Source organism: Micromonospora carbonacea, from assembly GCF_014205165.1.
Classification (GTDB): Bacteria; Actinomycetota; Actinomycetes; order Mycobacteriales; family Micromonosporaceae; genus Micromonospora; species Micromonospora carbonacea.
This window is the reverse complement of sequence record NZ_JACHMZ010000001.1, coordinates 5,365,038-5,384,798: the sequence shown is the minus strand read 5'-3', so window position 1 is coordinate 5,384,798 and position 19,761 is coordinate 5,365,038. Positions and strand designations below refer to the sequence as shown.

Below are 19,761 nucleotides of genomic sequence, written 5' to 3'. Positions count from 1 at the left end.
CCTGCGGATGAGCGAAACCTGACGCCCGAGGGTCAGTGACGCAGCGTGCGGATCAGGGTGATCGCCTGGCGGGTGGCCGGGCGCAGCACCCGGAGCCGGGACAGGCCGACGAGGCGGTCGACCAGCGGCACCGCCCCGTCGACGAGCTGCCGGGTCTTCGCCTGCCCGGGGGAGCGGTCGTGCACCCAGTAGAGGATCATCCCCAGGTACGCCAGCCAGAGCAGCTCGGGCAGCTCCGGGCGCAGCTCGGGGTCGACCTTCGCGGTCGAGCCGTCGAGCACCTCGCGGAACAGCGCCACCGACGCCTGCCGGGGCGCGGCGGACTCGGCGGAGAACGGGCTCAGCGGCGACGTCGGCTCGGCCGCGGTCTTGAAGAACGTCCCGGCGAACTCGTGGTACGGGGTGAGCACGTCGAGGCCCGCGTGCAGCACCCCGGCCAGCCGTTGCCCGAACCCGGACTCCCGCGCCAGCACCGCCGCCGCGGCGGCCCGGTGCTCCACCTGCGTGCCCGCGTAGAACTCCTGGATCAGGTGGTCCTTGGAGCCGAAGTAGTAGTACGCGTTGCCGACCGCGACGCCCGCCTCCTGGGCGATGGCCCGCATGGTGGTGCGGGCGTAGCCGCGCTCCCGGAACATCCGCAGCGCGGTGTCCAGGATGAGCCGCCGCGTCTGCTCACCCCGGACGGTCGCCGCCTCGCCCGCAGCGGTCGTCGGCGCAGTCTGCTCGGTCATCGTCGTCACCGTATCCCGGTTCGGGGCCGGCCGATCCGTCCCACTCCTCGCGGACCAGCGCACGGATCGACGAGGCGGTCGCCACCACCCGCCGGGCCAGCGGCATCAGGTGCGGCCGGGCCAGCCGCTCGGCCGTGGCCCGGTGGTCCGCCAGCGCCCACAGGCAGGCGAACCAGGCCCCGTCGCCCGCGTACACCTCGCCGGTGTCGGCCACCACGGTCAGGTCCCGCAGCGTGGCGTCGTGGTCGAGGCCCGGGAAGCGCCGCCGGGCCTCGACCGACCCGGCCGGCACGAACTCCAGGGGTACGAGCTGGGCGCGCGTGGCCAGCCAGCGCCGGGCGGCCCGGCACAGCGGGCAGTGCGCGTCGTAGAGGACGGTGAGGCCGCCGGTCCCACCGCCCCCGTGCGCGGTGGGACCGGCGTCGCCCGCCGGAACGGCCGGGTGTCCGCTCATCGCGCCGGCGGGACCGGCCCGGTGCCGGGCGCGCCACCGTGCGGGGCGGCCGGGGGCCCGGCGGGCTGCGGGCCGGTGGGCTGCGGGGCGACCGGGTACGGCACGTGCGGCGCGTGCGGGCCGGGCCGGGCGGGTGGCGGGGCGAGCCGGGCGACGGGTGCCACCGGGGGGTGCGTGGCGAGCTGGCGCAGCCGGCCCCGGCGGTAGCGGCCGAGCGCGAACACGTTGAAGAAGTGCAGCGCGCCGAGCACCAGCAGCACCAGCCCCACCTTCAGGGACAGCTCCTCCATCGCCTCGCTGGTGCCGGTGACCGGGTCGCGGTGTCGCATCGCCACCGTGACGTAGCCGAGGTTGAGCAGGTAGAAGCCGACGACCAGGAGGCTGTTCACGGCGCGGGCCAGCCGCTCGTCGGCGAAGACCTCCTCCAGGAAGACCAGCCCGTTGCGGGACAGCGACCGCGCCACCCAGACGGTCAGGCCGATGCTGACCGCGAGGTAGACCAGGTACATCCAGACCTTGACGTCCATCCCGGCACCTTTCTTGAACACGTTCAAAATCAGGTCGTGCTCAGCGTAGGGCACGACTTGAACGCGTTCAAGAGTGGGTCGGCGGCGGGGTGCGCCCCGGCCGGCCCGAAGGCGGGCGGCGGGCGGTCAGGAAGTCGGGCGGCCGGCCGTCAGCCGGTCAGGCCCAGCGCCCGGGCCGCCGCGTGGCCGTTGGCGTGGCTCGCGCCGTACGTGGTGACGAACGCGCGCGCCCCCGCCGGCCGCCACCGCCCCGGCCAGCCCATCTCGACCACGACCACCGGGTGCGCGGCGGCCAGCGCGTCCACCAGCGCCGCGCCGCCCGGCAGCCGGTGCAGGTGCCGGCCGACCAGCACGATCGGCCGCTCCCCGGCGTGGGCGCGCAGGGCCGCCGCGTCCGCCTCGGCGGCCACCACCCGGATCTCCTCCGACCCGGCCAGGTGCGGGCCGAGGCCCCACGGCACCCGCCCCTGCGCGATCGTGGTCGCGGCTTCCAGCCGTACGACGAGGGGCCGGCCCAGCCCGACGACGTCGCCCTCCACCCGGACGGCGCGCCGCGCGGCGGCGTACCCCAGGTCGGTGGGGGTGGGCGCCGGCGTTCCGGCGGCGGCGTGCGCGGCGGCCCGCGTTCCGGCGGCGGCGTGCGCGGCGGCCCGCGTTCCGGCGGCGAGCGTGGCGGCGCGGCCGGCGGCCTGCTCGACCCGGGCCCGGCCCAGCCGGCCGTCGCGCAGCGCGGCGACGATCTCGGCGGCGACCCGCTCGACCAGGCCGGCGTCGACCCGCGCGCCGATGCAGAGCAGGTCCGCCCCGGCGGCGAGCGCCAGGACGGCGGCCGGGCCGACGCCGCCGGCGGCCAGCGCCGCGCCCTTCATCTCCAGCGCGTCGGTGATCACCGCCCCGGTGAAGCCCAGCTCGCGGCGCAGCAGGTCGACCAGGACCGGGCGGCTGAAGGTGGCCGGGCCGTCGCCGGTGAGCGCGGGCACCCGGATGTGCGCGGTCATGATCGACCGGACCCCGGCGTCGACGACCGCCGCGAACGGGGGCAGGTCGCGCTCGCGCAGCAGCGCCGGGGACGCGTCGACGGTGGGCAGCTCGTGGTGGCTGTCGGCGACCGTCGCGCCGTGGCCGGGGAAGTGCTTGGCGCAGGCGGCCACGCCGGTCGACTGGAGGCCGGCGACGGCGGCGGCCGAGTGAGCGGCCACCCGGGCCGGGTCCGCGCCGAAGGAGCGGGTGCCGATCACCGGGTTCTCGTCGGCGGTGTTCACGTCCACGGTCGGGGCGAGGTCCACGGTGATCCCCAGGGCGGCCAGCTCGCCGCCGATCGCCGCGTAGACCTGCCCGGTCAGCGCCGGGTCGTCGACCGCGCCGAGGGCGGCGTTGCCCGGGTACGGGCTGCCGGTCGCGTGGGCGAGGCGGGTCACGTCCCCGCCCTCCTCGTCGATCGCGACCAGCACGTCGGGCCGGGCGGCGCGCAGCGCGGCGGTGCTCGCCGCCACCTGGGCCGGGTCGTGCACGTTCGTGCCGAACAGGGTGTGCCCGGCGAGCCCCTCGGCGACCAGCTCGACGGCCCAGTCCGGCGGGACCGGCCCCGGGTACGCGGCCAGCAGCGTGCCCAGCGCGAGCCGGCGCAGTCCAGGATCGGTCGCCACGGAGGTCTCCCCTCTGCCGTGCCCGGTCGGGCGCGGTCGTCGTACCGGAGGCGTCGGCGGGTGCCGGGTCGTCCGAGTACCCAGGTCCGGGGCGGCCGTTACGCTACGGTCACCCGCGTGTCGGTTTGGTTAGCAAAGTTTACGAAAATTTGAGGACGTGGCATGAGTGCGACCCGCCTGCCCGGCACCCCCCGCCTGTTGCGGGCGCTCAACGACCGCGCGGCGCTGGAGCTGCTGCTGGAGCAGGGGCCGCTGACCCGGGCCCGGCTCGGCGAGCTGACCGGGCTGTCCAAGGTCACCGCCTCCCAGCTCGTCGAGCGGCTGGAGGAACGCGGCCTGGTCGCCCGGGTCGGCGAGCAGGCCGGCGGGCGGGGCCCGAACGCCCAGCTGTACGCCGTCCGGCCGGGCTCGGCGTACGTGGTGGGGGTGGACGTCGGCGCCGAGCGGGTGGTGGCCGCCTGCGCGGACATCACCGGTGCGGTCGTCTCCCGGGTGGAGCAGTCCACCCGGGACACCGACGACCCGGTCGGGGTGGTGCACAACGCCGTCGTCCAAGCCGCGAGCGGCGCGGGCGCGGAGCTGTCCAGCGTGCGCCGGGTGGTGCTGGGCACCCCCGGCCTGGTCGACCCGGCCAGCGGCGACATCACGTTCGCGTTCAACCTGCCGCGCTGGCACCGGGGCCTGCTCGCCGCGCTGCGCGAGGACCTGGCCACCCCGGTGGTCTTCGAGAACGACGTCAACCTGGCCGCCGTGGCCGAGGCGCAGTCCGGGGCGGCCCGGGAGAACCGCGACTTCGTGCTGGTCTGGGTGGGCGCGGGCGTCGGCCTGGCGATCATGCTCGGCGGCCGGCTGCACCACGGCAGCAGCGGCGCGGCCGGCGAGATCGGCTACCTGCCGGTGCCCGGCGTGCCCATCCCGCGCGACGTGTCGCGCCGCGCCAAGCCGGCGTTCCAGCAGCTCGCCGGGGCCGACGCGGTGCTCGCCGTGGCCCGGGAGCACGGGCTGCCGGCCGACTCGGCGGCCGACGCGGTGCGCGCGGCGATCGCCGTCGGCGGCCCGCTGCTCGACGAGCTGGCCCGCCGGCTGGCCCTGGGCGTGGCGAGCACCTGCGTGGTGCTCGACCCGCCGCTGGTGGTGCTCGCGGGCGAGGTCGGCCAGGCCGGCGGGGCGGCGCTCGCCGAGCGGGTGCAGCACGAGGTGGCCGCGATCACCCTGGTCCGGCCCCGGGTGGTGCCGACCGGGCTGACCGAGGAGCCGATCCTGCACGGCGCGCTGCGCACGGCCCTGGACGCGGTGCGCGACGAGGTCTTCGGCAGCACCGTGGGCTGACCCCGCGCGGCTCATGTGAAGGAATTCTTCACCACCGCGCGGGGTGCTGCAAGGTGTCGCCGTCCTGGCGGGCGGCCAGGCGAGGTGTGGCGCCCGGCGGTCGGCTCAGCTGAGGTCGCGGCGGTGGAACGCGCCGAACGCCGCCGCCGTCAGCGCGCCGACGAGCACCAGCAGCACCACCAGCCCGAGCCCCCAGCCGATCTGGTAGCTGCCGTCGCAGTAGCCGCCCACCCCCCGGCAGGCGGTCGCGTCGGAGAGCCGGGCCTGGCCCGTCAGCCAGGCGTCGAGATACGTGGAGAGCATCCAGTCCTCGCCGCGCGGCAGGCCCACCACCTCCACCACCACCCGCAGGCCCAGCTCCCACACCACCGCGTACGCGGTCACCGCGCCGAGCGCCGCCGCCGTCCGCCGGCCCAGCGTGGCCAGGGCGAAGCCGGCCGTCGTGACGAGCAGCACCAGCACCAGCCCGCGCAGCCAGACCAGCCCCAGCGACGGCCAGAAGTCCCCGCCCGTCGCCCCGGGCAGCCCGGCGCCCTGCCCGATCAGCCAGAACACCCCCAGGTACGCCGCCGACGCCAGCACCGACAGCAGCGTCACCGCCCCCAGCAGGGTGCCCAGCTTCGCGCCGAGCACGGCGAGCCGCCGGGGCCGCCAGATCAACAGGTTCACCACCCCGCCGGTGGACAGGTCCGCCCCGATGTACGACGCACCCACCAGGAACCCGAACAGCACCAGGAACAAGACGAGGAAGTAGAGCAGCGGCCGGGCCTGGTCGGCGAAGGTGAACACCCCGTGGAGATAGTCGGCGGTCACCGGCAGCCGGTCGCGCTGCCCCGGGTCGAACACCGAACAGTCCGGCGGGTAGTCCTGGGCCTCCTCCGGCGGCAGCGTCCCGCGTACGGCCGCCAAGCACTGCTGGAACGTCTCCTCCAACGCCTGCCGCTCCGCGGCGGCGCTCTGTCGCGCAGCGGCGATCTCGGTGAACGACGGCCGGTGCGAACCCACCAGCGCGGTCGCCGCCGTGATCGCGAACGCCAGCACCAGCAGCGCCAGCATGAGCCGCACGAACCGGCGCGCCGCCAGCCGTTCCCACTCGGCCCGGACCAGGTTCATGCCCCTGCCTCCCCGTCGTGCGTGCCGCCGTCGGTCAGCTCCAGGAAGACGCTCTCCAGGTCCGGCCGCAGCGGGACCAGCTCGCGCACCCACAGCCCCTGCTCGCCGAGCAGCCGGCTGACCTCGCCGGCGTCGGACACCCCGCCGACCACCAGGTGGTCGGGGCGCTCGTCCACCATCAGGTCGGCGGCGCGCAGCAGCTCCGCCGCCCGCTCGGGCTCCGGCACGCGCACCAGCCACTCGTGTCGGTCGTGGCCGGCCAGGACCTCCGCGACCGGGCCGGAGGCCACCCGCCGCCCCGCCGAGACGATCGTCACGTGGTCGCAGATCAGCTGGATCTCGCCGAGGATGTGGCTGGACAGCAGGACGGTCATCCCCGCGTCGGCCAGCGACCGCATCAGGTCCCGCATCTCCCGGATGCCGGCCGGGTCCAGCCCGTTCGCCGGCTCGTCGAGAATCAGCAACTCCGGCTCCTTGAGCAGCGCCGAGGCCACCGCGAGCCGCTGCCGCATGCCCAGCGAGTAGCCCCGCACGTCGTCCTCGCCCCGGTCGAGCAGCCCCACCTGCGCCAGCACCTCGTCGACCCGCCGGGTCGGCACCCCGCCGGCCAGGGCGAGCAGCCGCAGCGTGCGGTGCCCGGTGAAGTTGCCGAAGAACTGCGGGGTCTCCACGATCGCGCCGACCTTGGCGGCCACCCGCGCCTGCGCGCGCGGGACGTCCTCGCCGAACAGCCGCATCCTGCCGGAGTCGGCGCGGACCAGGCCGAGCAGGGCGCGCAGCGTGGTGGTCTTACCCGAGCCGTTCGGCCCGAGGAAGCCGTGCACCTCGCCCCGCCCCACCAGCAGGTCGAAGCCGTCCACGGCGACGTGCCGGCTCCGGTACGGGCCGTGGAACGTCTTGCGCAGCCCCTCGATCTCGATGACCGCGCTCATCCGACGTGCTCCCGGTGTGACATCCGCGCCTCCCCCGTGCGGTGACCAACGACACGGCGCCCCACCCTAGGGCGTGGACGCCGCCCGTGGGGGGCGGTGCGGAGGTGCGTGGTTGGATGGGCGGGTGACTGGTGACCTGATCCCCGGCGCCCCCGCCGCCGCCCCCGCCGCCAGCCCCGTGGACGCGGATCTGGTGGTCAGCCTGGACGGCGTCGCCGTACGCCGGTCCGGCGCCGCGCTGCTGCACGACGTGCACTGGCGGGTCGAGCTGGACGAACGCTGGGTCGTGCTGGGCCCCAACGGGGCCGGCAAGACCACCCTGCTGAACCTGGCCGCCGGCCGGCTGCACCCGACGACCGGCGTCGCCCACGTGCTGGGCGAGCGCATCGGCCGCACCGACATCAACGAGCTGCGCACCCGCATCGGCCTGTCGACCGCGGCCCTCGCCGGGCAGGTGCCCGCCGAGGAGCTGGTCACCGACGCGGTGGTCACCGCCGCCTGGTCGGTGGTCGGGCGCTGGCGGGAGAGCTACGACCCCGCCGACGAGGCGCGGGCCCGCGCCCTGCTCGGCCAGCTCGGCGTCGGGCACCTCGCCGACCGGGCCTTCGGCACCCTGTCCGAAGGGGAGCGCAAGCGGGTGCAGATCGCCCGCGCGCTGATGACCGACCCCGAGCTGCTGCTGCTCGACGAGCCCGCCGCCGGCCTCGACCTGGGCGGGCGCGAGGACCTGGTGGCCCGGCTGGCCGAGCTGGCGGCCGACCCCGACGCCCCGGCGCTGGTCCTGGTCACCCACCACGTCGAGGAGATCCCGCCCGGGTTCACCCACGCGCTGCTGCTGCGCGAGGGCGTCGTGGTGGCCCAGGGGCTGCTCGGCGACACCCTCACCGCCGACAATCTCGCCAAGACCTTCGGCCTGCCGCTGACGGTCGAGCGCCACGGCGACCGCTGGACGGCCCGCTCCGCCTGAGCCGCGTCCGTGCGGCCGCAGTGGCCGGAGCAAGGGAGGCAACCGTGCGGCAGACCCGCGTCGCCGTCGTGGGCAGCGCCAACATGGACCTGGTGGCCACCGCCGGGGCCCTGCCCCGCCCCGGCGAGACGGTGCTCGGCAGCGACTTCGTCATGGTGCCCGGCGGCAAGGGGGCCAACCAGGCGGTCGCCGCCACGCGGGCCGGGGCGTCCTGCGCCTTCCTCGGCGCGATCGGCTCCGACGCGTTCGGGGTGACCCTGCGGGCGCGGATCACGGCGGCGGGCGTCGACACCGGACATCTCCGGGTGGTCTACGGGGCGTCCGGCGTCGCCCTGGTGATGGTCAGCGCCGACGGCGAGAACGCCATTCTGGTCACCCCCGGCGCGAACGCCGCGTTCACCGGCCTCACCGAGGCCGAGCTTTCCGCCGTACGCGACGCGGACGTCCTGGTCGCCCAGCTGGAGATCCCCGTGGCGACGGTGACCGAGGCGGCGCTGGCCGCCCGGGCCGCCGGCACCCGGGTGATCCTCAACGCCGCGCCCGCCCGGCACGTGCCGGCGGAGCTGCTCGACGCCGTGGACCTGCTGGTGGTCAACGAGACCGAGGCGCGCATGCTCACCGGCGCCGGGCGCGACGACCCGGGCGCGCTGCTCGCGCTGGTGCCCCGCGCGGTGCTGACCCTCGGCGGCGCGGGCGCCTGGTACGTCGCGCGCGACGCCGCGCCGGTGCACGTCCCGGCGGTGCGGGTGGAGGTGGTCGACTCGACCGCCGCCGGGGACGCGTTCACGGCCGCGCTCGCGGTGGCCTGGGGCGAGGGGCGGGACCTGCGGGCGGCGGTGCACTGGGCGGCGGCGGCCGGCGCGGCCTGCGTACGCCGGCTCGGCGCGTCCGTGGCCCTGCCCAGCCGGGCCGAGATCGACCAGCTCTACGCCCCGCCGGCCTGACCCGTCCCGGCCTGACCCGTCCCGGCCTGACCCGTCCCGGTCGGCCCCACCCGCCGGGTCGGCTCACTCGTCGGTCAGCTTCTCGCCCCGGCGGCGGAGCATGCCGAGGCCGGGGATGCCGGCCACGGCGAGCTTCAGGTCGCGGGTGACGTCGAGCAGGTCGTGCAGGTCGGGGCCCACCCGGTCCAGCGTCGCCAGGATCGGCAGCACGTCGGCGGTCAGGTGCTCCCTGAGCTTGGGCAGCTCGTCGACGAGGCGGATGGCCGCGGTCACCTCCTCGTGGCTGAGCTGCTCGACGAACCGGGCCGCCATCGGCGCGCCCCGGCGCAGCGCCGGCTCGTACGCGGCCAGCAGTTCGGCCGCGGTGCCGGCCGCCGCGGCGGCGGCGGTCACGGTCCCCGCGGCGTGGTGGGCCACCGCGCCGGCCTCGGCGACCACGGTGCCGGCGGCGGCGGAGACCCGCTCGGCCTCGCCGACGACCACGGCCGCGGCGGCGGCGACCTCGGTGGCGGTGTCGATCGCGGTGGTCGCGGCGGCACTGATCACGGCGACCTCCCGGACGGCGCTCTCGGCGTCGTCGAGCACCCGGTCGGTGCGGTCCAGCGTCCCCTCGATCCGGTCCACCACCCCGTTGACCCGGTGCAGCAGCGCCTCCACCCCGTCGAGCAGCGCGAAGGCGCGGGCCGGCAGGGCGGCGACGGAGGCCGCCGAGCCGAGCGCCTGGTCGAGTGCGGAGCGGGTGAGGCCGACGACGGCGGACGGCCGGGGGAGGGGAAGCACCATGCCCTCCAGTGTGCGCGGGGCGGGCCAGTGCCGCCCGGTCAGCCCCGGTCGCCCTGCTGCTCCACGGCCCGCTGCACGGCGCGGTAGATCTGCCCGAACCGCAGCGCGTCCGGCATGCTCAGCAGCATCACCTCCCGCCCGTGGTGCTGCACCCACAGCTCGTTGACCCGGTTGCCCCGCTCGTACGAGCGGTCGAGCCAGCCGAGCGGCACCTCCAGGAACGGGACCAGGGCCAGCGCGCCGACCGCGCAGGCGGCCAGGATGATCAGGGCGAGGGTCCAGTTGCCCCGGTCCTGCGCGGACCAGGCGAGCGACACCACGCAGACCAGCGCCACCAGCGGCGGGAGCGACAGCAGGAGCACCAGCACGCCCCGACCGATCACCCGGCCGCGCACGGCGAGGGTCGTGCGCCCGCGCGCGTGCCAGACGTAGGTGACGTCGGTGAGCAGGATGGTGTGGCCACCCACCCGGATCGACTCGGAGGTCACCTGCACCGCGTCGTCCTGGTAATAGATGGCCATCACCAAGCCTAACCGCCGCCGGGCGTGCCCGCCCAGCCCGGCGAGGGATGTTCGGCGCGCTAGGGAGCTGAGTCAGCTACGACATCGCCCGCCCCGGGCACGGCGTCCCCGCCCCGGTCCGGCCCCGCACCGGGCCCTCTCCCGGCTGGTCACTGCACCGGCCGCGCCGGGCCGGGCCGCGCCGGGCCGGGCCGGGCCGGAGCCTGATCCAGCTACGACATCAGCTCCCTAGTCTGGCTGAAGCCCTTGCTGGGCGGGGCCGCGCGGGATCCGCCTCCCTCGGGTCGCCGCGCACGGGCCGCCTTCCTCGGGCCGCCGCGCACGGCCGCCGGGCACGGGCCCGCCGCGCACGGGCCGGGGCGGGCCGGGGCGCCGGGCGGGGTCCGCGCCGGGGCGCTACGGCCTGACGGCGCTTCCCGGCGGGCGGCCGCCGGTCCGGCCGAACCGCTCCGCCTGCCCTGTCTCCGCCTGCCCCGCCTCCACCGCCCGCTGCACCGCCCGGTAGATCTGCCCGAAGCGCAGCGCGTCGCCCGTCTGCACCAGCCGCACCGGCTGGCCCCGCCAACGGGCCCACAGCTCCCACTGGCGGCTGCCCCGGGCGTACGAGCGGTCCAGGCGCTCGAAGAGGAAGTCGGCGACCGGCCCGACGGCGAGCCCGACCAGCACGGAGGCCCCCACGATGGCGATCGTGACCGTCAACGAGCGGTGCAGCCACAGGGCGAGCGCCACCCCCAGCGCGGCGGCGACCAGCGGGGCGGCGAGCGCCGCGCCGATCGCGCCCCGGCCGGCGAGGACCCGCCAGGACCGGCTGCCGCGCAGGTGCCAGACCACGCTGATCTCGGCCAGCGGGTACGTCCGGCCGTCCGCCCGCACCGCCGTGGAGGTGACCTGCACCGACCTGTCGTCGTAGTACGTGACCATGGCGGCCTCCGGTGGGGCAGGGGCGGACATCAGACTATCTGCCCCAACGATCCGGGCCGTAAGGTTGGCACGCGACTTCGACGAGGAAGTGAGGGCAGCGTGAGCGAGTTCGTGCGGCTGGAGACCAAGGACGGCATCGGCACCATCCGGTTGGACCGGCCGCCGATGAACGCGCTGAACAAGCAGGTCCAGGAGGAGTTGCGCGCCGCCGCTGCGGAGGCCACCGCGGACCCCGGGGTCCGCGCCGTCATCGTGTACGGCGGCGAGAAGGTCTTCGCGGCCGGCGCGGACATCAAGGAGATGGCCGTCATGTCCTACGTGGACATGGCGGAGCGGGCGGCGGACCTGTCCGGCGCGCTGGGCGCGTTCGCCCGGATCCCCAAGCCGGTGGTCGCCGCGATCACCGGGTACGCCCTCGGCGGCGGCTGCGAGCTGGCCCTGGCGTGCGACTGGCGGGTGGTGGCCGAGGACGCGAAGCTCGGCCAGCCGGAGATCAAGCTGGGCGTCATCCCCGGCGCGGGCGGCACGCAGCGGCTGGCCCGGCTCGTCGGCCCGGCCCGCGCGAAGGACCTGATCATGTCGGGTCGGATGGTGGACGCCCAGGAGGCGCTGCGGATCGGCCTGGCCGACCGGGTCGTGCCGGCCGCCGACGTGTACGCCGCCGCCGTCGAGCTGGTCACCCCGTACCTGAACGGGCCGGTGCAGGCGCTGCGGGCGGCGAAGCTGGCGGTCGACGCCGGCCTGGACATGGACCTCACCTCGGGCCTGGCCTGGGAGACCCAGCTCTTCGCGGCGCTGTTCGCCACCGACGACCGGCGCGAGGGGATGGCCGCCTTCGTCGAGAAGCGCAAGCCCGACTTCACCGGCCGCTGACCCGAGCCTGGTTCACATTCCGCCTACCGGCCAGTAGCGTGTGACTCCGGCCACGGCGAGGGGAGCGGCGATGACGGAGCGGGTCGAGGGTCACGGCGGACAGTTGGCGCTCGCGGCGCTGCGCGCGCACGGCGTACGCGAGATGTTCACCCTCTCCGGCGGGCACGTCTTCCCGCTCTACGACGCGGCGCACACCGCCGGCTTTCCGCTCTACGACGTGCGGCACGAGCAGTCGGCGGTGTTCGCGGCCGAGGCGGTGGCCAAGCTCAACCGCCGCCCCGGCCTCGCCGTGCTCACCGCCGGGCCCGGCGTCACCAACGGCGTCTCCGGGCTGACCAGCGCCTTCTTCAACGCCTCGCCGGTGCTGGTGCTCGGGGGCCGGGCCCCGCAGTTCCGCTGGGGCTCCGGCAGCCTCCAGGAGATGGACCACCTGCCGCTGGTCGCCCCCGTCACCAAGCACGCCGAGACGGTCTTCGGCGCCGACGACATCCCGCGCGCGGTGAGCGCGGCGCTGACCACCGCGCTCACCCCGCACCGGGGCCCGGTCTTCCTCGACTTCCCGCTGGAGGCGATCTTCTCCGTCGGCGACGCGGAGCTGCCCGAGGCGGTCGCGCCCGCCCCGATCGAGGCCGACCCGGAGGAGGTGGCCCGGGCCGCCGGGCTGATCGCCGCCGCCCACCGCCCGGTGCTCATCGCCGGCTCCGACGTGTACGCCGGGGACGCCGTCGACGCCCTGCGTGCCGCCGCCGAGGCGCTGCGGGTGCCCGTGTTCACCAACGGGATGGGGCGCGGCGCGCTGCCCCCGTCGCATCCGCTGGCCTTCGCCAAGGCCCGCCGGGCCGCCCTGTCCGGCGCCGACGTCGTCGTCGTGGTCGGCACCCCGCTGGACTTCCGGCTCGCCTTCGGCGACTTCGGCGACGCGCGGGTCGTGCACGTGGTCGACGCGCCCAGCCAGCGGGCCACCCATGTCACCCCGGCCGCCTCGCCCGCCGGTGACCTGCGGCTGATCCTCACCGCGTTCGCCGAGCACCCCGGCGACCGGGCCGACCACGACGACTGGATCGCGCGGCTGCGCGAGGCCGAGGACGCCGCGAAGGCCCGCGACGCCGAGGCGATGGCCGCCGAGACCGACCCGATCCGCCCCGCCCGCGTCTACGGCGAGCTGCGCCGGGTGCTCGCCCCCGACGCCATCACCATCGGCGACGGCGGCGACTTCGTCTCGTACGCGGGGAAGTACCTGGAGCCCGCCCAGCCCGGCACCTGGCTCGACCCGGGCCCGTACGGCTGCCTCGGCACCGGGATGGGCTACGCGATGGGGGCCCGGGTCAGCCACCCCGACCGGCAGGTCTGCGTGCTGATGGGCGACGGCGCGGCCGGCTTCTCGCTGCTGGACGTCGAGTCCCTGGTGCGCCAGAAGCTCCCCGTCGTGATCGTGGTCGGCAACAACGGCATCTGGGGGCTGGAGAAGCACCCGATGCGCGCCATGTACGGCTACGACGTCGCCGCCGACCTCCAGCCCGGCCTGCGCTACGACAAGGTCGTCGAGGCCCTCGGCGGGGCGGGCGAGACGGTCGAGAAGGCCGGCGACCTCGCCCCGGCCCTGGAGCGGGCCTTCGCCTCGGGCGTGCCCTACCTGGTCAACGTGCTCACCGACCCGGCCGACGCGTACCCCCGCTCGTCGAACCTGGCCTGAGCGCCACCGCTTAATTCGGGGGACTCGCGGCGTCTGTCGTCGTAACGTCAGCCGAGGCTCGGCAGTTTGTCAGTGCCGTCGGCCAGTTGGCGTGACACATGCACAGACGACAGGAGTTTCCATGACGTACGCGATCCGGGCGGAGGGCCTGGTGCGACGCTTCGGCGCCACCACGGCCCTCGCCGGAGTCGACCTCGCGGTCCACAGCGGGACCGTGTACGGGCTGCTCGGGCCCAACGGGGCCGGGAAGACCACCACCGTGCGGGTGCTCGCCACCCTGCTCGCCGCCGACGAGGGTCACGCCACCGTCGGCGGGTACGACGTGCGCCGCGACGCCCACCGGGTGCGCCAGCTCATCGGCTTGACCGGCCAGTACGCCTCGGTCGACGAGGCGCTCACCGGCACGGAGAACCTGCTGCTCATCGGCCGGTTGCTCGGCCTCTCCCGGGCGGACGCCCGGGCCCGGGCCCGGGAGCTGCTCGCCCGGTTCCAGCTCGCCGACGCCGCCGACCGGGCGGCGAAGACCTACTCCGGCGGCATGCGCCGCCGCCTCGACCTGGCCGCCAGCCTGGTCGGCCGGCCGCAGGTGCTGTTCCTCGACGAGCCGACCACCGGGCTCGACCCGCGCAGCCGCAACGACCTGTGGGACACCGTGCGCGGCCTGGTCACCGACGGGGTGACGGTGCTGCTGACCACGCAGTACCTGGAGGAGGCCGACCAACTGGCCAGCGAGATCGCCGTGGTCGACCACGGCCGGGTGATCGCCCACGGCACCCCGGAGGAGCTGAAGGCCAAGACCGGCGGCCAGGTCCTCACGGTCCGCCCGGTGGACCCGGCCGACCTGGCGACCGTGGTGGCCATCGCGGGGGAGGCCGCCGCCGCCAGCCCGGAGGTCGCCCAGAGCACCGTCACCGTCGCGGTCAACGGCCCCGGGGTGCTGCCCGCCATGGTCCGCCGCCTCGACGACGCCGAGATCCCCGTGGCCGAGCTGGCCCTGCGGGGCGCCAGCCTCGACGAGGTGTTCCTGCACCTCACCGGCCACCGCGCCGAGCCCGACAGCCCGTCCGGGGCCGACCTGGAGAGGACGCCGGCATGACCGCCGCCACCGTCAACACCCCGCTCGCCCCGGCCCGTCGCATCGGCGTGGGGGCCGGGCTGCGGCACACCCTCACCCTGGCCTGGCGCAGCCTGGTGCAGATCAAGCACAACCCGATGGAGCTGCTCGACCTCAGCATCCAGCCGGTGATGTTCGTGCTGCTCTTCACGTACGTCTTCGGCACGGCGATCTCCGGCTCGCCGGGGGAGTACCTCACCTTCGCCCTGCCCGGCATCATCGTGCAGAACGCCCTGTTCGCCACGATGACCACCGGGTTCGGGCTCAACACCGACCTCACCAAGGGGGTGTTCGACCGGCTGCGCGCCCTGCCGATCGCCCGCTGGTCCCCGCTGGCCGGACGGATCCTCGCCGACACCGTCAAGCAGGCCTGGTCGGTGTCGCTGCTGATCGGCGTCGGGGCGATCCTCGGCTTCCGGCTCGGCAACGGGCTGCTCGGGCTGCTCGGCGCGTTCGCCCTGCTGCTCGCGTTCTCGCTGGCCGCGGCGTGGATCTCGGTGCTGGTCGGGGTGCTGGTCAGCGAGCCCGACAAGGTGCAGATCTTCGGGTTCACGGTGATCTTCCCGCTCACCTTCACCAGCAACGTCTTCGTCCCCACCGACCGGATGCCGGGCTGGCTCCAGCACTGGGTCGAGGTCAACCCGGTGACGATCCTGGCCGACGCCCTGCGCGGCCTGCTGGTGGGCGGCCCGGTGGTCGGCCCGGCGATCCAGGCGATGATCTGGGCCGTCGTGCTCGCCGCCGTCTTCGCGCCGTTGGCGGTCCGGGCGCTGCGGCGTCGCGTCTGACGCCCGCCGGGGCGGCCCGGTCACACCTCGGGGCGGTTCTCCTCCCGGGGCGGGTCGCCCTCGCGGTGGCGCAGGTCGTCCTCGCGCCGGCGCAGGTCCTCCTCCCAGCGGCGGAACAGCTCGGCGTCCTGCCGCCGGGCGCGTTCGGCCAGGGAGTCGAGGAACTCCGGGTCGTCGTCCGGGGCGAGCGGCCGGCGCGGACCGCCGGCGGCCGACCGGGGCGTGCCCGGCCCTCCGGCGGGGCGCTGCCGGCCGGCGAGGAACCAGGCGATCGCGCCGACCAGCGGGAAGAACAGGATGACCAGCACCCAGGCGAACCGGGGCAGCCCCCGGATCGCCCCCTCCTCGGCGGAGAGGCAGCTGATCAGCGCGCACACCGCGAGCGCGATCTGGACCAGGAAGAGCAGGACGTACAGGCGGGCCATCTCCCCATCATGGCGCACCCGCGCCCGTCAACCCAGTCCGCGCAGGACCAGCAGCACGCCCAGCGTGGCCTGCCACGCGGCGGCGAGGGCCAGCGCCGGCATGGTGCGGGAGGTGGCGCGGACCGGGCCCGACCCGACGGCCCGGCCCCAGCACAGGGCGAGGGCGGCCGCCCAGCCGGCGACCGCCGCGCCGGCCAGCACCGCCCCCGTGGCGTCCCCGGTGAGCGCCAGCCGGACGGTCAGCACGGTGACGGCGGTGAGCGCGAGCAGGCTGCGCCGCCAGGCGAGGCGGGTGCGTTCGGGTTGCAGCCCCGGGTCGCCGGCCGGGGCGCGGCCGACGGTCACCGGCCGCCGACCGCGCGGGCCAGCACCGCGATCACCAGCAGCACCGCGCCCAGCCCCACGGCGAGGGCGAGCACGGCGGGGAAGCGGGACGCCGGCAGTTCCTCGCCGAGCCGGATGGCGCGTTCGGTGCGGGCCCAGTGGTCCACGGCCCGCACGGCGACGGTGCCGCCGAGCAGCAGCAGCGCGATGGCGATCGCCTCGCGCAGGTGCGCCAGCGGCAGCGGCGGGAGGAACTGGGCGGCGGCCAGCCCGCCGGCCACCAGGGCCAGCCCGGTGCGCAGCCAGGCCAGGAAGGTCCGCTCGTTGGCCAGGGAGAAGCGGTAGTCGGGCGTGCTGCCCACCGACCGCAGCTCCCGCGGGTCGAACCACCGCCGTACCGTCTCCCACACGCCGCCGATTATCCGCTTTGTCCAGGGCCTAGGTTGGACGGGTGACTGATCTTGATGCGATGACGCTGCGCGAGGCGTACGACAACCAGCTCAAGGCGTGGGCCCCGGACCCGCTGCCGGCGGGCGTGACGGTGGAGCGGGACGGGCCGCTGGTGCGCATCCTCGGCCTGGACCACGGGGGCTTCCTGACGTACCGCGACCTGGACGGCCTGACCGGGGCGGCGCTGGACGCGCTGATCACCCGCCAGGTGGAGCTCTTCCGCGCGCGGGGCGAGTCGGTGGAGTGGAAGCTGCACGGCCACGACGAGCCCGCCGACCTGCCGGACCGGCTGCGGGCCGCCGGGTTCGTGCCGCAGGAGCGGGAGACCGTCGTGATCGGCCCGGTCGTGCCGCTGGCGGCCACGCTCCCGGTGACCCCCGAGGGGGTACGCCTGCGCGAGGTGACCGCCCGCGCCGACCTGGAGCGCATCGTGGCCATGGAGGAGGAGGTCTGGGGCGAGTCCCGGGGCCACCTTGCCGACGGGCTGGAGAAGGAGATCGCCGCCGACCCGCAGTCGATCACGGTGGTGGTCGCCGAGGCGGGGGAGACGGTGGTCAGCGCCGGCTGGGTGCGCTACGTGGCGGGCACCGGCTTCGCGACGCTGTGGGGCGGCTCGACGCTCGCGCAGTGGCGTCGCCGGGGCATCTACCGGGCGCTGGTCGGCTACCGGGCGCGGCTGGCCGCCCAGCGGGGCCGGACGCTGTTGCAGGTGGACGCCTCCGAGGACAGCCGGCCGATCCTCCAGCGGTTGGGTCTCGTCCCGGTCACCACCACCACGCCCTACATCTACACTCCGTGACCATGGGGCAGCCGCTGACGGACGAGGAACGACTCACCCTGAAGACGGGCGCGTTCGGCGCGGTCTTCCTGGTGTCGAACGCCGACCCGGGCATGTTCGCGATGCTGCGGGAGAGCTTCGCCGCGTCGGGGGCGATGGCGGGGGCGAGTGGCCCGGTGAAGGAGGCGCTGACCACCGGCCCGCTGCCGAGGCTGCCCCGGGACTCGGCCCTGGAGGTCGAGGCGGTGGTGCTGCCGGCGCTGGGTCGGGCGGTGGGGATCCTGCGCGCGAAGTCGCCGGGGGACGTGGCGGCGTACCGGTCGCTGGTGCTGGCCGCCGCCGACCGGGTGGCGCGGGCGCACCGGGGGGTGACGCCGGCCGAGGCCGAGGTGATCGACCGGATCCGGGGCGCGTTGGCCGAGCCGGCCTGACCCCGTGCGGCGGCGCGCCCCGGCGGCCGGGCGCGCGGTGAGCTGTGTCACCCTGAGGCCCCCGGGGGTCGATGCTACTTGTGGGTAACATTGGCGCGTGGGCAAGTGCACAGCAGCCCGTGGTTGACCGATCGTTAAGTTTCGCGGGAGGCTGCGCCCGTGACCTGGCGAGGGATCGCCACACCAACAGGAGGGGTCGTCGAAGCGCGATGAACATCGTCGTACTCGTCAAGCAGGTGCCCGATTCGGGCGCGGACCGCAACCTGCGTCCTGACGACAACACCGTCGACCGCGGTTCGGCGAACAACGTCATCAACGAGATGGACGAGTACGCCATCGAGGAGGCGTTGAAGATCAAGGAGGCGCACGGGGGCGAGGTGACGATCCTGACCATGGGTCCGGACCGGGCGACCGAGTCGATCCGCAAGGCGCTGTCGATGGGGCCGGACGCCGCCGTGCACGTCGTCGACGACGCCCTGCACGGCTCCTGCGCCGTGGCCACCTCGAAGGTGCTCGCCGCCGCCCTCGGTCAACTCGCCGCCGACCTGGTGATCTGCGGCGCCGAGTCGACCGACGGCCGGGTCCAGGTCATGCCGCACATGATCGCCGAACGGCTCGGCGTCGCCGCGCTGACCGGCGCGCGCAAGCTCACCGTCGACGGGTCCACCCTGACCGTGGAGCGGCAGACCGAGGAGGGCTACGAGGTGGTCACCGCCTCGACCCCGGCCGTCGTCTCCGTCTGGGACACCATCAACGAGCCGCGCTACCCCTCGTTCAAGGGCATCATGGCCGCCAAGAAGAAGCCGGTGCGCACCCTCTCCCTGGCCGACCTCGGCGTCGCCCCGGCCGAGGTGGGCTTCGACGGCGCGACCAGCACGGTGCTGGAGCACAGCAAGCGCCCGCCGCGCTCCGGCGGCGCGAAGGTCACCGACGAGGGCTCCGGCGGCGCGCAGCTGGTCGAGTTCCTCGCCACCGAGAAGTTCGTGTGAGGGGTGCAGGTCATGTCTGAGGTTCTCGTCGTCGTCGAAGCCACCCGCGAGTTCGGCGTCAAGAAGGTCACCCTGGAGATGCTCACCCTCGCCCGCGAGCTCGGCACGCCCGCCGCGGTCGTGCTCGGCGGCCCCGGCGCGGCCGAGGCGCTGAGCGCGAAGCTGGGCGAGTACGGCGCGGAGAAGATCTACGCCGCCGAGAGCGAGGAGATCGACGGCTACCTGGTGGCCCCGAAGGCCACCGTGCTGGCCGACCTCGTCAAGCGGGTCCAGCCGGCCGCCGTGCTGCTCGCCTCCGCCCAGGAGGGCAAGGAGATCGCCGCCCGGTTGGCCGTCAAGCTGGACAACGGCATCCTGACCGACGTGGTCGCCCTCGCGGCCGACGGCACCGCCACGCAGGTCGCGTTCGCCGGCTCGACCATCGTCACGTCGAAGGTCACCCGGGGCCTGCCGCTGGTCACCGTGCGGCCGAACTCGCTGACCCCGGCCCCGGCCCCCGCCACGCCCGCCGTCGAGCAGCTCACCGTGACGGTGGGCGACGCCGACAAGCTGGCCAGGGTCGTCGACCGGGTCGCCGAGCAGAAGGGCTCCCGCCCCGAGCTGACCGAGGCGTCCGTGGTGGTCTCCGGCGGGCGCGGCGTCGGCAACGCCGACAACTTCAAGCTGGTCGAGGAGTTGGCCGACCTGCTCGGCGGGGCCGTCGGCGCGTCCCGCGCGGCCGTCGACTCCGGTTTCTACCCGCACCAGTTCCAGGTGGGCCAGACGGGCAAGACGGTCTCCCCGCAGCTCTACGTGGCGCTGGGCATCTCCGGGGCGATCCAGCACCGGGCCGGCATGCAGACCTCGAAGACCATCGTCGCGGTGAACAAGGACGGCGAGGCGCCCATCTTCGAGCTGGCCGACTTCGGCGTGGTGGGCGACCTGTTCAAGGTCGTGCCGCAGGCCGCCGAGGAGATCCGCAAGCGCAAGTGAGCCGCTCCCCGGGGCGACCCGGGCGAGACGCCGAAGGGGGCCACCCGGGATCGGGT

Annotated in this window: 23 protein-coding genes; 11 read left to right on the top strand and 12 right to left on the bottom strand. The window is 75.4% G+C overall.

Annotated elements, in window-relative coordinates; all coding sequences use genetic code 11:
* Window positions 1-32: 32 nt before the first annotated feature.
* From HDA31_RS22495 to HDA31_RS22480, 4 genes are all read right to left on the bottom strand, one after another.
* Entirely contained in the window at window positions 33-731 is a 699-nt protein-coding gene (locus tag HDA31_RS22495) for a TetR family transcriptional regulator (RefSeq protein ID WP_178063690.1), read from the bottom strand.
* Window positions 673-1,185, bottom strand: a complete 513-nt coding sequence (locus HDA31_RS22490) for a thiol-disulfide oxidoreductase DCC family protein (RefSeq protein ID WP_178063691.1) — start codon at window positions 1,183-1,185, stop codon at window positions 673-675. The genes HDA31_RS22495 and HDA31_RS22490 overlap by 59 nt, the downstream gene beginning before the upstream one ends.
* On the bottom strand, window positions 1,182-1,712 hold the full coding sequence (locus tag HDA31_RS22485; RefSeq protein WP_178063692.1) for a hypothetical protein: 531 nt from the start codon (window positions 1,710-1,712) through the stop codon (window positions 1,182-1,184). The genes HDA31_RS22490 and HDA31_RS22485 overlap by 4 nt, the downstream gene beginning before the upstream one ends.
* 149 nt (window positions 1,713-1,861) lie before the next feature.
* Window positions 1,862-3,358: a glycoside hydrolase family 3 N-terminal domain-containing protein gene (locus HDA31_RS22480; RefSeq protein WP_178063693.1), complete on the bottom strand. Its 1,497-nt coding sequence runs from the start codon at window positions 3,356-3,358 to the stop codon at window positions 1,862-1,864.
* Between the two features lie 162 nt (window positions 3,359-3,520).
* On the opposite strand from HDA31_RS22480, the gene HDA31_RS22475 reads away from it, so the two are divergent.
* Window positions 3,521-4,687: an ROK family transcriptional regulator gene (locus tag HDA31_RS22475; protein WP_178063694.1), complete on the top strand. Its 1,167-nt coding sequence runs from the start codon at window positions 3,521-3,523 to the stop codon at window positions 4,685-4,687.
* A gap of 105 nt (window positions 4,688-4,792) precedes the next feature.
* Here the strand turns inward: HDA31_RS22475 and HDA31_RS22470 are convergent, their stop codons facing one another.
* On the bottom strand, window positions 4,793-5,800 hold the full coding sequence (locus HDA31_RS22470; protein ID WP_178063695.1) for an ABC transporter permease subunit: 1,008 nt from the start codon (window positions 5,798-5,800) through the stop codon (window positions 4,793-4,795).
* Window positions 5,797-6,732, bottom strand: coding sequence for an ABC transporter ATP-binding protein (locus tag HDA31_RS22465; RefSeq protein ID WP_178063696.1), 936 nt, complete (start codon window positions 6,730-6,732; stop codon window positions 5,797-5,799). Before HDA31_RS22465 ends, HDA31_RS22470 begins: the two co-directional genes overlap by 4 nt.
* A gap of 124 nt (window positions 6,733-6,856) precedes the next feature.
* Here HDA31_RS22465 and HDA31_RS22460 point away from each other — a divergent pair, with 124 nt between their 5' ends.
* On the top strand, window positions 6,857-7,699 hold the full coding sequence (locus HDA31_RS22460) for an ABC transporter ATP-binding protein (protein ID WP_246384464.1): 843 nt from the start codon (window positions 6,857-6,859) through the stop codon (window positions 7,697-7,699).
* A gap of 44 nt (window positions 7,700-7,743) precedes the next feature.
* Window positions 7,744-8,643, top strand: a complete 900-nt coding sequence (locus tag HDA31_RS22455; protein WP_074473715.1) for a ribokinase — start codon at window positions 7,744-7,746, stop codon at window positions 8,641-8,643.
* 63 nt (window positions 8,644-8,706) lie between these two features.
* Here the strand turns inward: HDA31_RS22455 and HDA31_RS22450 are convergent, their stop codons facing one another.
* The 3 genes from HDA31_RS22450 to HDA31_RS22440 all read right to left on the bottom strand — a co-directional run bounded on the left by HDA31_RS22450 (window position 8,707) and on the right by HDA31_RS22440 (window position 10,868).
* Entirely contained in the window at window positions 8,707-9,426 is a 720-nt protein-coding gene (locus tag HDA31_RS22450; protein WP_178063698.1) for a hypothetical protein, read from the bottom strand.
* Window positions 9,427-9,464: 38 nt separating this feature from the next.
* Window positions 9,465-9,947 (bottom strand): DUF6232 family protein, encoded by a 483-nt coding sequence (locus HDA31_RS22445; RefSeq protein ID WP_178063699.1) that lies wholly within the window; start codon window positions 9,945-9,947, stop codon window positions 9,465-9,467.
* Window positions 9,948-10,343: 396 nt separating this feature from the next.
* Complete coding sequence (locus HDA31_RS22440) at window positions 10,344-10,868, bottom strand: DUF6232 family protein (protein WP_178067145.1); 525 nt, start codon at window positions 10,866-10,868, stop codon at window positions 10,344-10,346.
* Between the two features lie 99 nt (window positions 10,869-10,967).
* On the opposite strand from HDA31_RS22440, the gene HDA31_RS22435 reads away from it, so the two are divergent.
* The 4 genes from HDA31_RS22435 (at window position 10,968) to HDA31_RS22420 (ending at window position 15,336) form a co-directional block, all read left to right on the top strand.
* Complete coding sequence (locus HDA31_RS22435) at window positions 10,968-11,741, top strand: enoyl-CoA hydratase-related protein (RefSeq protein WP_074473722.1); 774 nt, start codon at window positions 10,968-10,970, stop codon at window positions 11,739-11,741.
* 70 nt (window positions 11,742-11,811) lie between these two features.
* Entirely contained in the window at window positions 11,812-13,434 is a 1,623-nt protein-coding gene (locus tag HDA31_RS22430; RefSeq protein WP_178063700.1) for an acetolactate synthase, read from the top strand.
* Between the two features lie 121 nt (window positions 13,435-13,555).
* On the top strand, window positions 13,556-14,530 hold the full coding sequence (locus HDA31_RS22425) for an efflux ABC transporter ATPase subunit, DrrA-related (RefSeq protein WP_178063701.1): 975 nt from the start codon (window positions 13,556-13,558) through the stop codon (window positions 14,528-14,530).
* Window positions 14,527-15,336, top strand: coding sequence for an ABC transporter permease (locus HDA31_RS22420; RefSeq protein ID WP_178063702.1), 810 nt, complete (start codon window positions 14,527-14,529; stop codon window positions 15,334-15,336). Before HDA31_RS22425 ends, HDA31_RS22420 begins: the two co-directional genes overlap by 4 nt.
* Before the next feature lie 20 nt (window positions 15,337-15,356).
* Here HDA31_RS22420 and HDA31_RS22415 read toward each other — a convergent pair whose 3' ends face one another.
* From HDA31_RS22415 to HDA31_RS22405, 3 genes are read right to left on the bottom strand one after another with little or no spacing between them, the layout of a single operon-like run.
* Window positions 15,357-15,761 (bottom strand): PLD nuclease N-terminal domain-containing protein, encoded by a 405-nt coding sequence (locus HDA31_RS22415; protein WP_178063703.1) that lies wholly within the window; start codon window positions 15,759-15,761, stop codon window positions 15,357-15,359.
* A gap of 27 nt (window positions 15,762-15,788) precedes the next feature.
* On the bottom strand, window positions 15,789-16,106 hold the full coding sequence (locus HDA31_RS22410; protein WP_074473729.1) for a DUF202 domain-containing protein: 318 nt from the start codon (window positions 16,104-16,106) through the stop codon (window positions 15,789-15,791).
* On the bottom strand, window positions 16,103-16,495 hold the full coding sequence (locus HDA31_RS22405) for a YidH family protein (RefSeq protein ID WP_178063704.1): 393 nt from the start codon (window positions 16,493-16,495) through the stop codon (window positions 16,103-16,105). Before HDA31_RS22405 ends, HDA31_RS22410 begins: the two co-directional genes overlap by 4 nt.
* Before the next feature lie 41 nt (window positions 16,496-16,536).
* Between HDA31_RS22405 and HDA31_RS22400 the strand changes: the two genes are divergently transcribed.
* The 4 genes from HDA31_RS22400 to HDA31_RS22385 all read left to right on the top strand — a co-directional run bounded on the left by HDA31_RS22400 (window position 16,537) and on the right by HDA31_RS22385 (window position 19,705).
* On the top strand, window positions 16,537-17,334 hold the full coding sequence (locus HDA31_RS22400; RefSeq protein WP_178063705.1) for a GNAT family N-acetyltransferase: 798 nt from the start codon (window positions 16,537-16,539) through the stop codon (window positions 17,332-17,334).
* Window positions 17,331-17,744 (top strand): hypothetical protein, encoded by a 414-nt coding sequence (locus HDA31_RS22395; protein ID WP_178063706.1) that lies wholly within the window; start codon window positions 17,331-17,333, stop codon window positions 17,742-17,744. The genes HDA31_RS22400 and HDA31_RS22395 overlap by 4 nt, the downstream gene beginning before the upstream one ends.
* A 209-nt stretch (window positions 17,745-17,953) precedes the next feature.
* A complete protein-coding gene (locus HDA31_RS22390) occupies window positions 17,954-18,733 on the top strand; it encodes an electron transfer flavoprotein subunit beta/FixA family protein (RefSeq protein WP_178063707.1) in 780 nt (259 codons plus the stop codon).
* A 12-nt stretch (window positions 18,734-18,745) separates the two neighbouring features.
* Window positions 18,746-19,705, top strand: a complete 960-nt coding sequence (locus HDA31_RS22385; protein WP_178063708.1) for an electron transfer flavoprotein subunit alpha/FixB family protein — start codon at window positions 18,746-18,748, stop codon at window positions 19,703-19,705.
* Window positions 19,706-19,761: the final 56 nt, after the last annotated feature.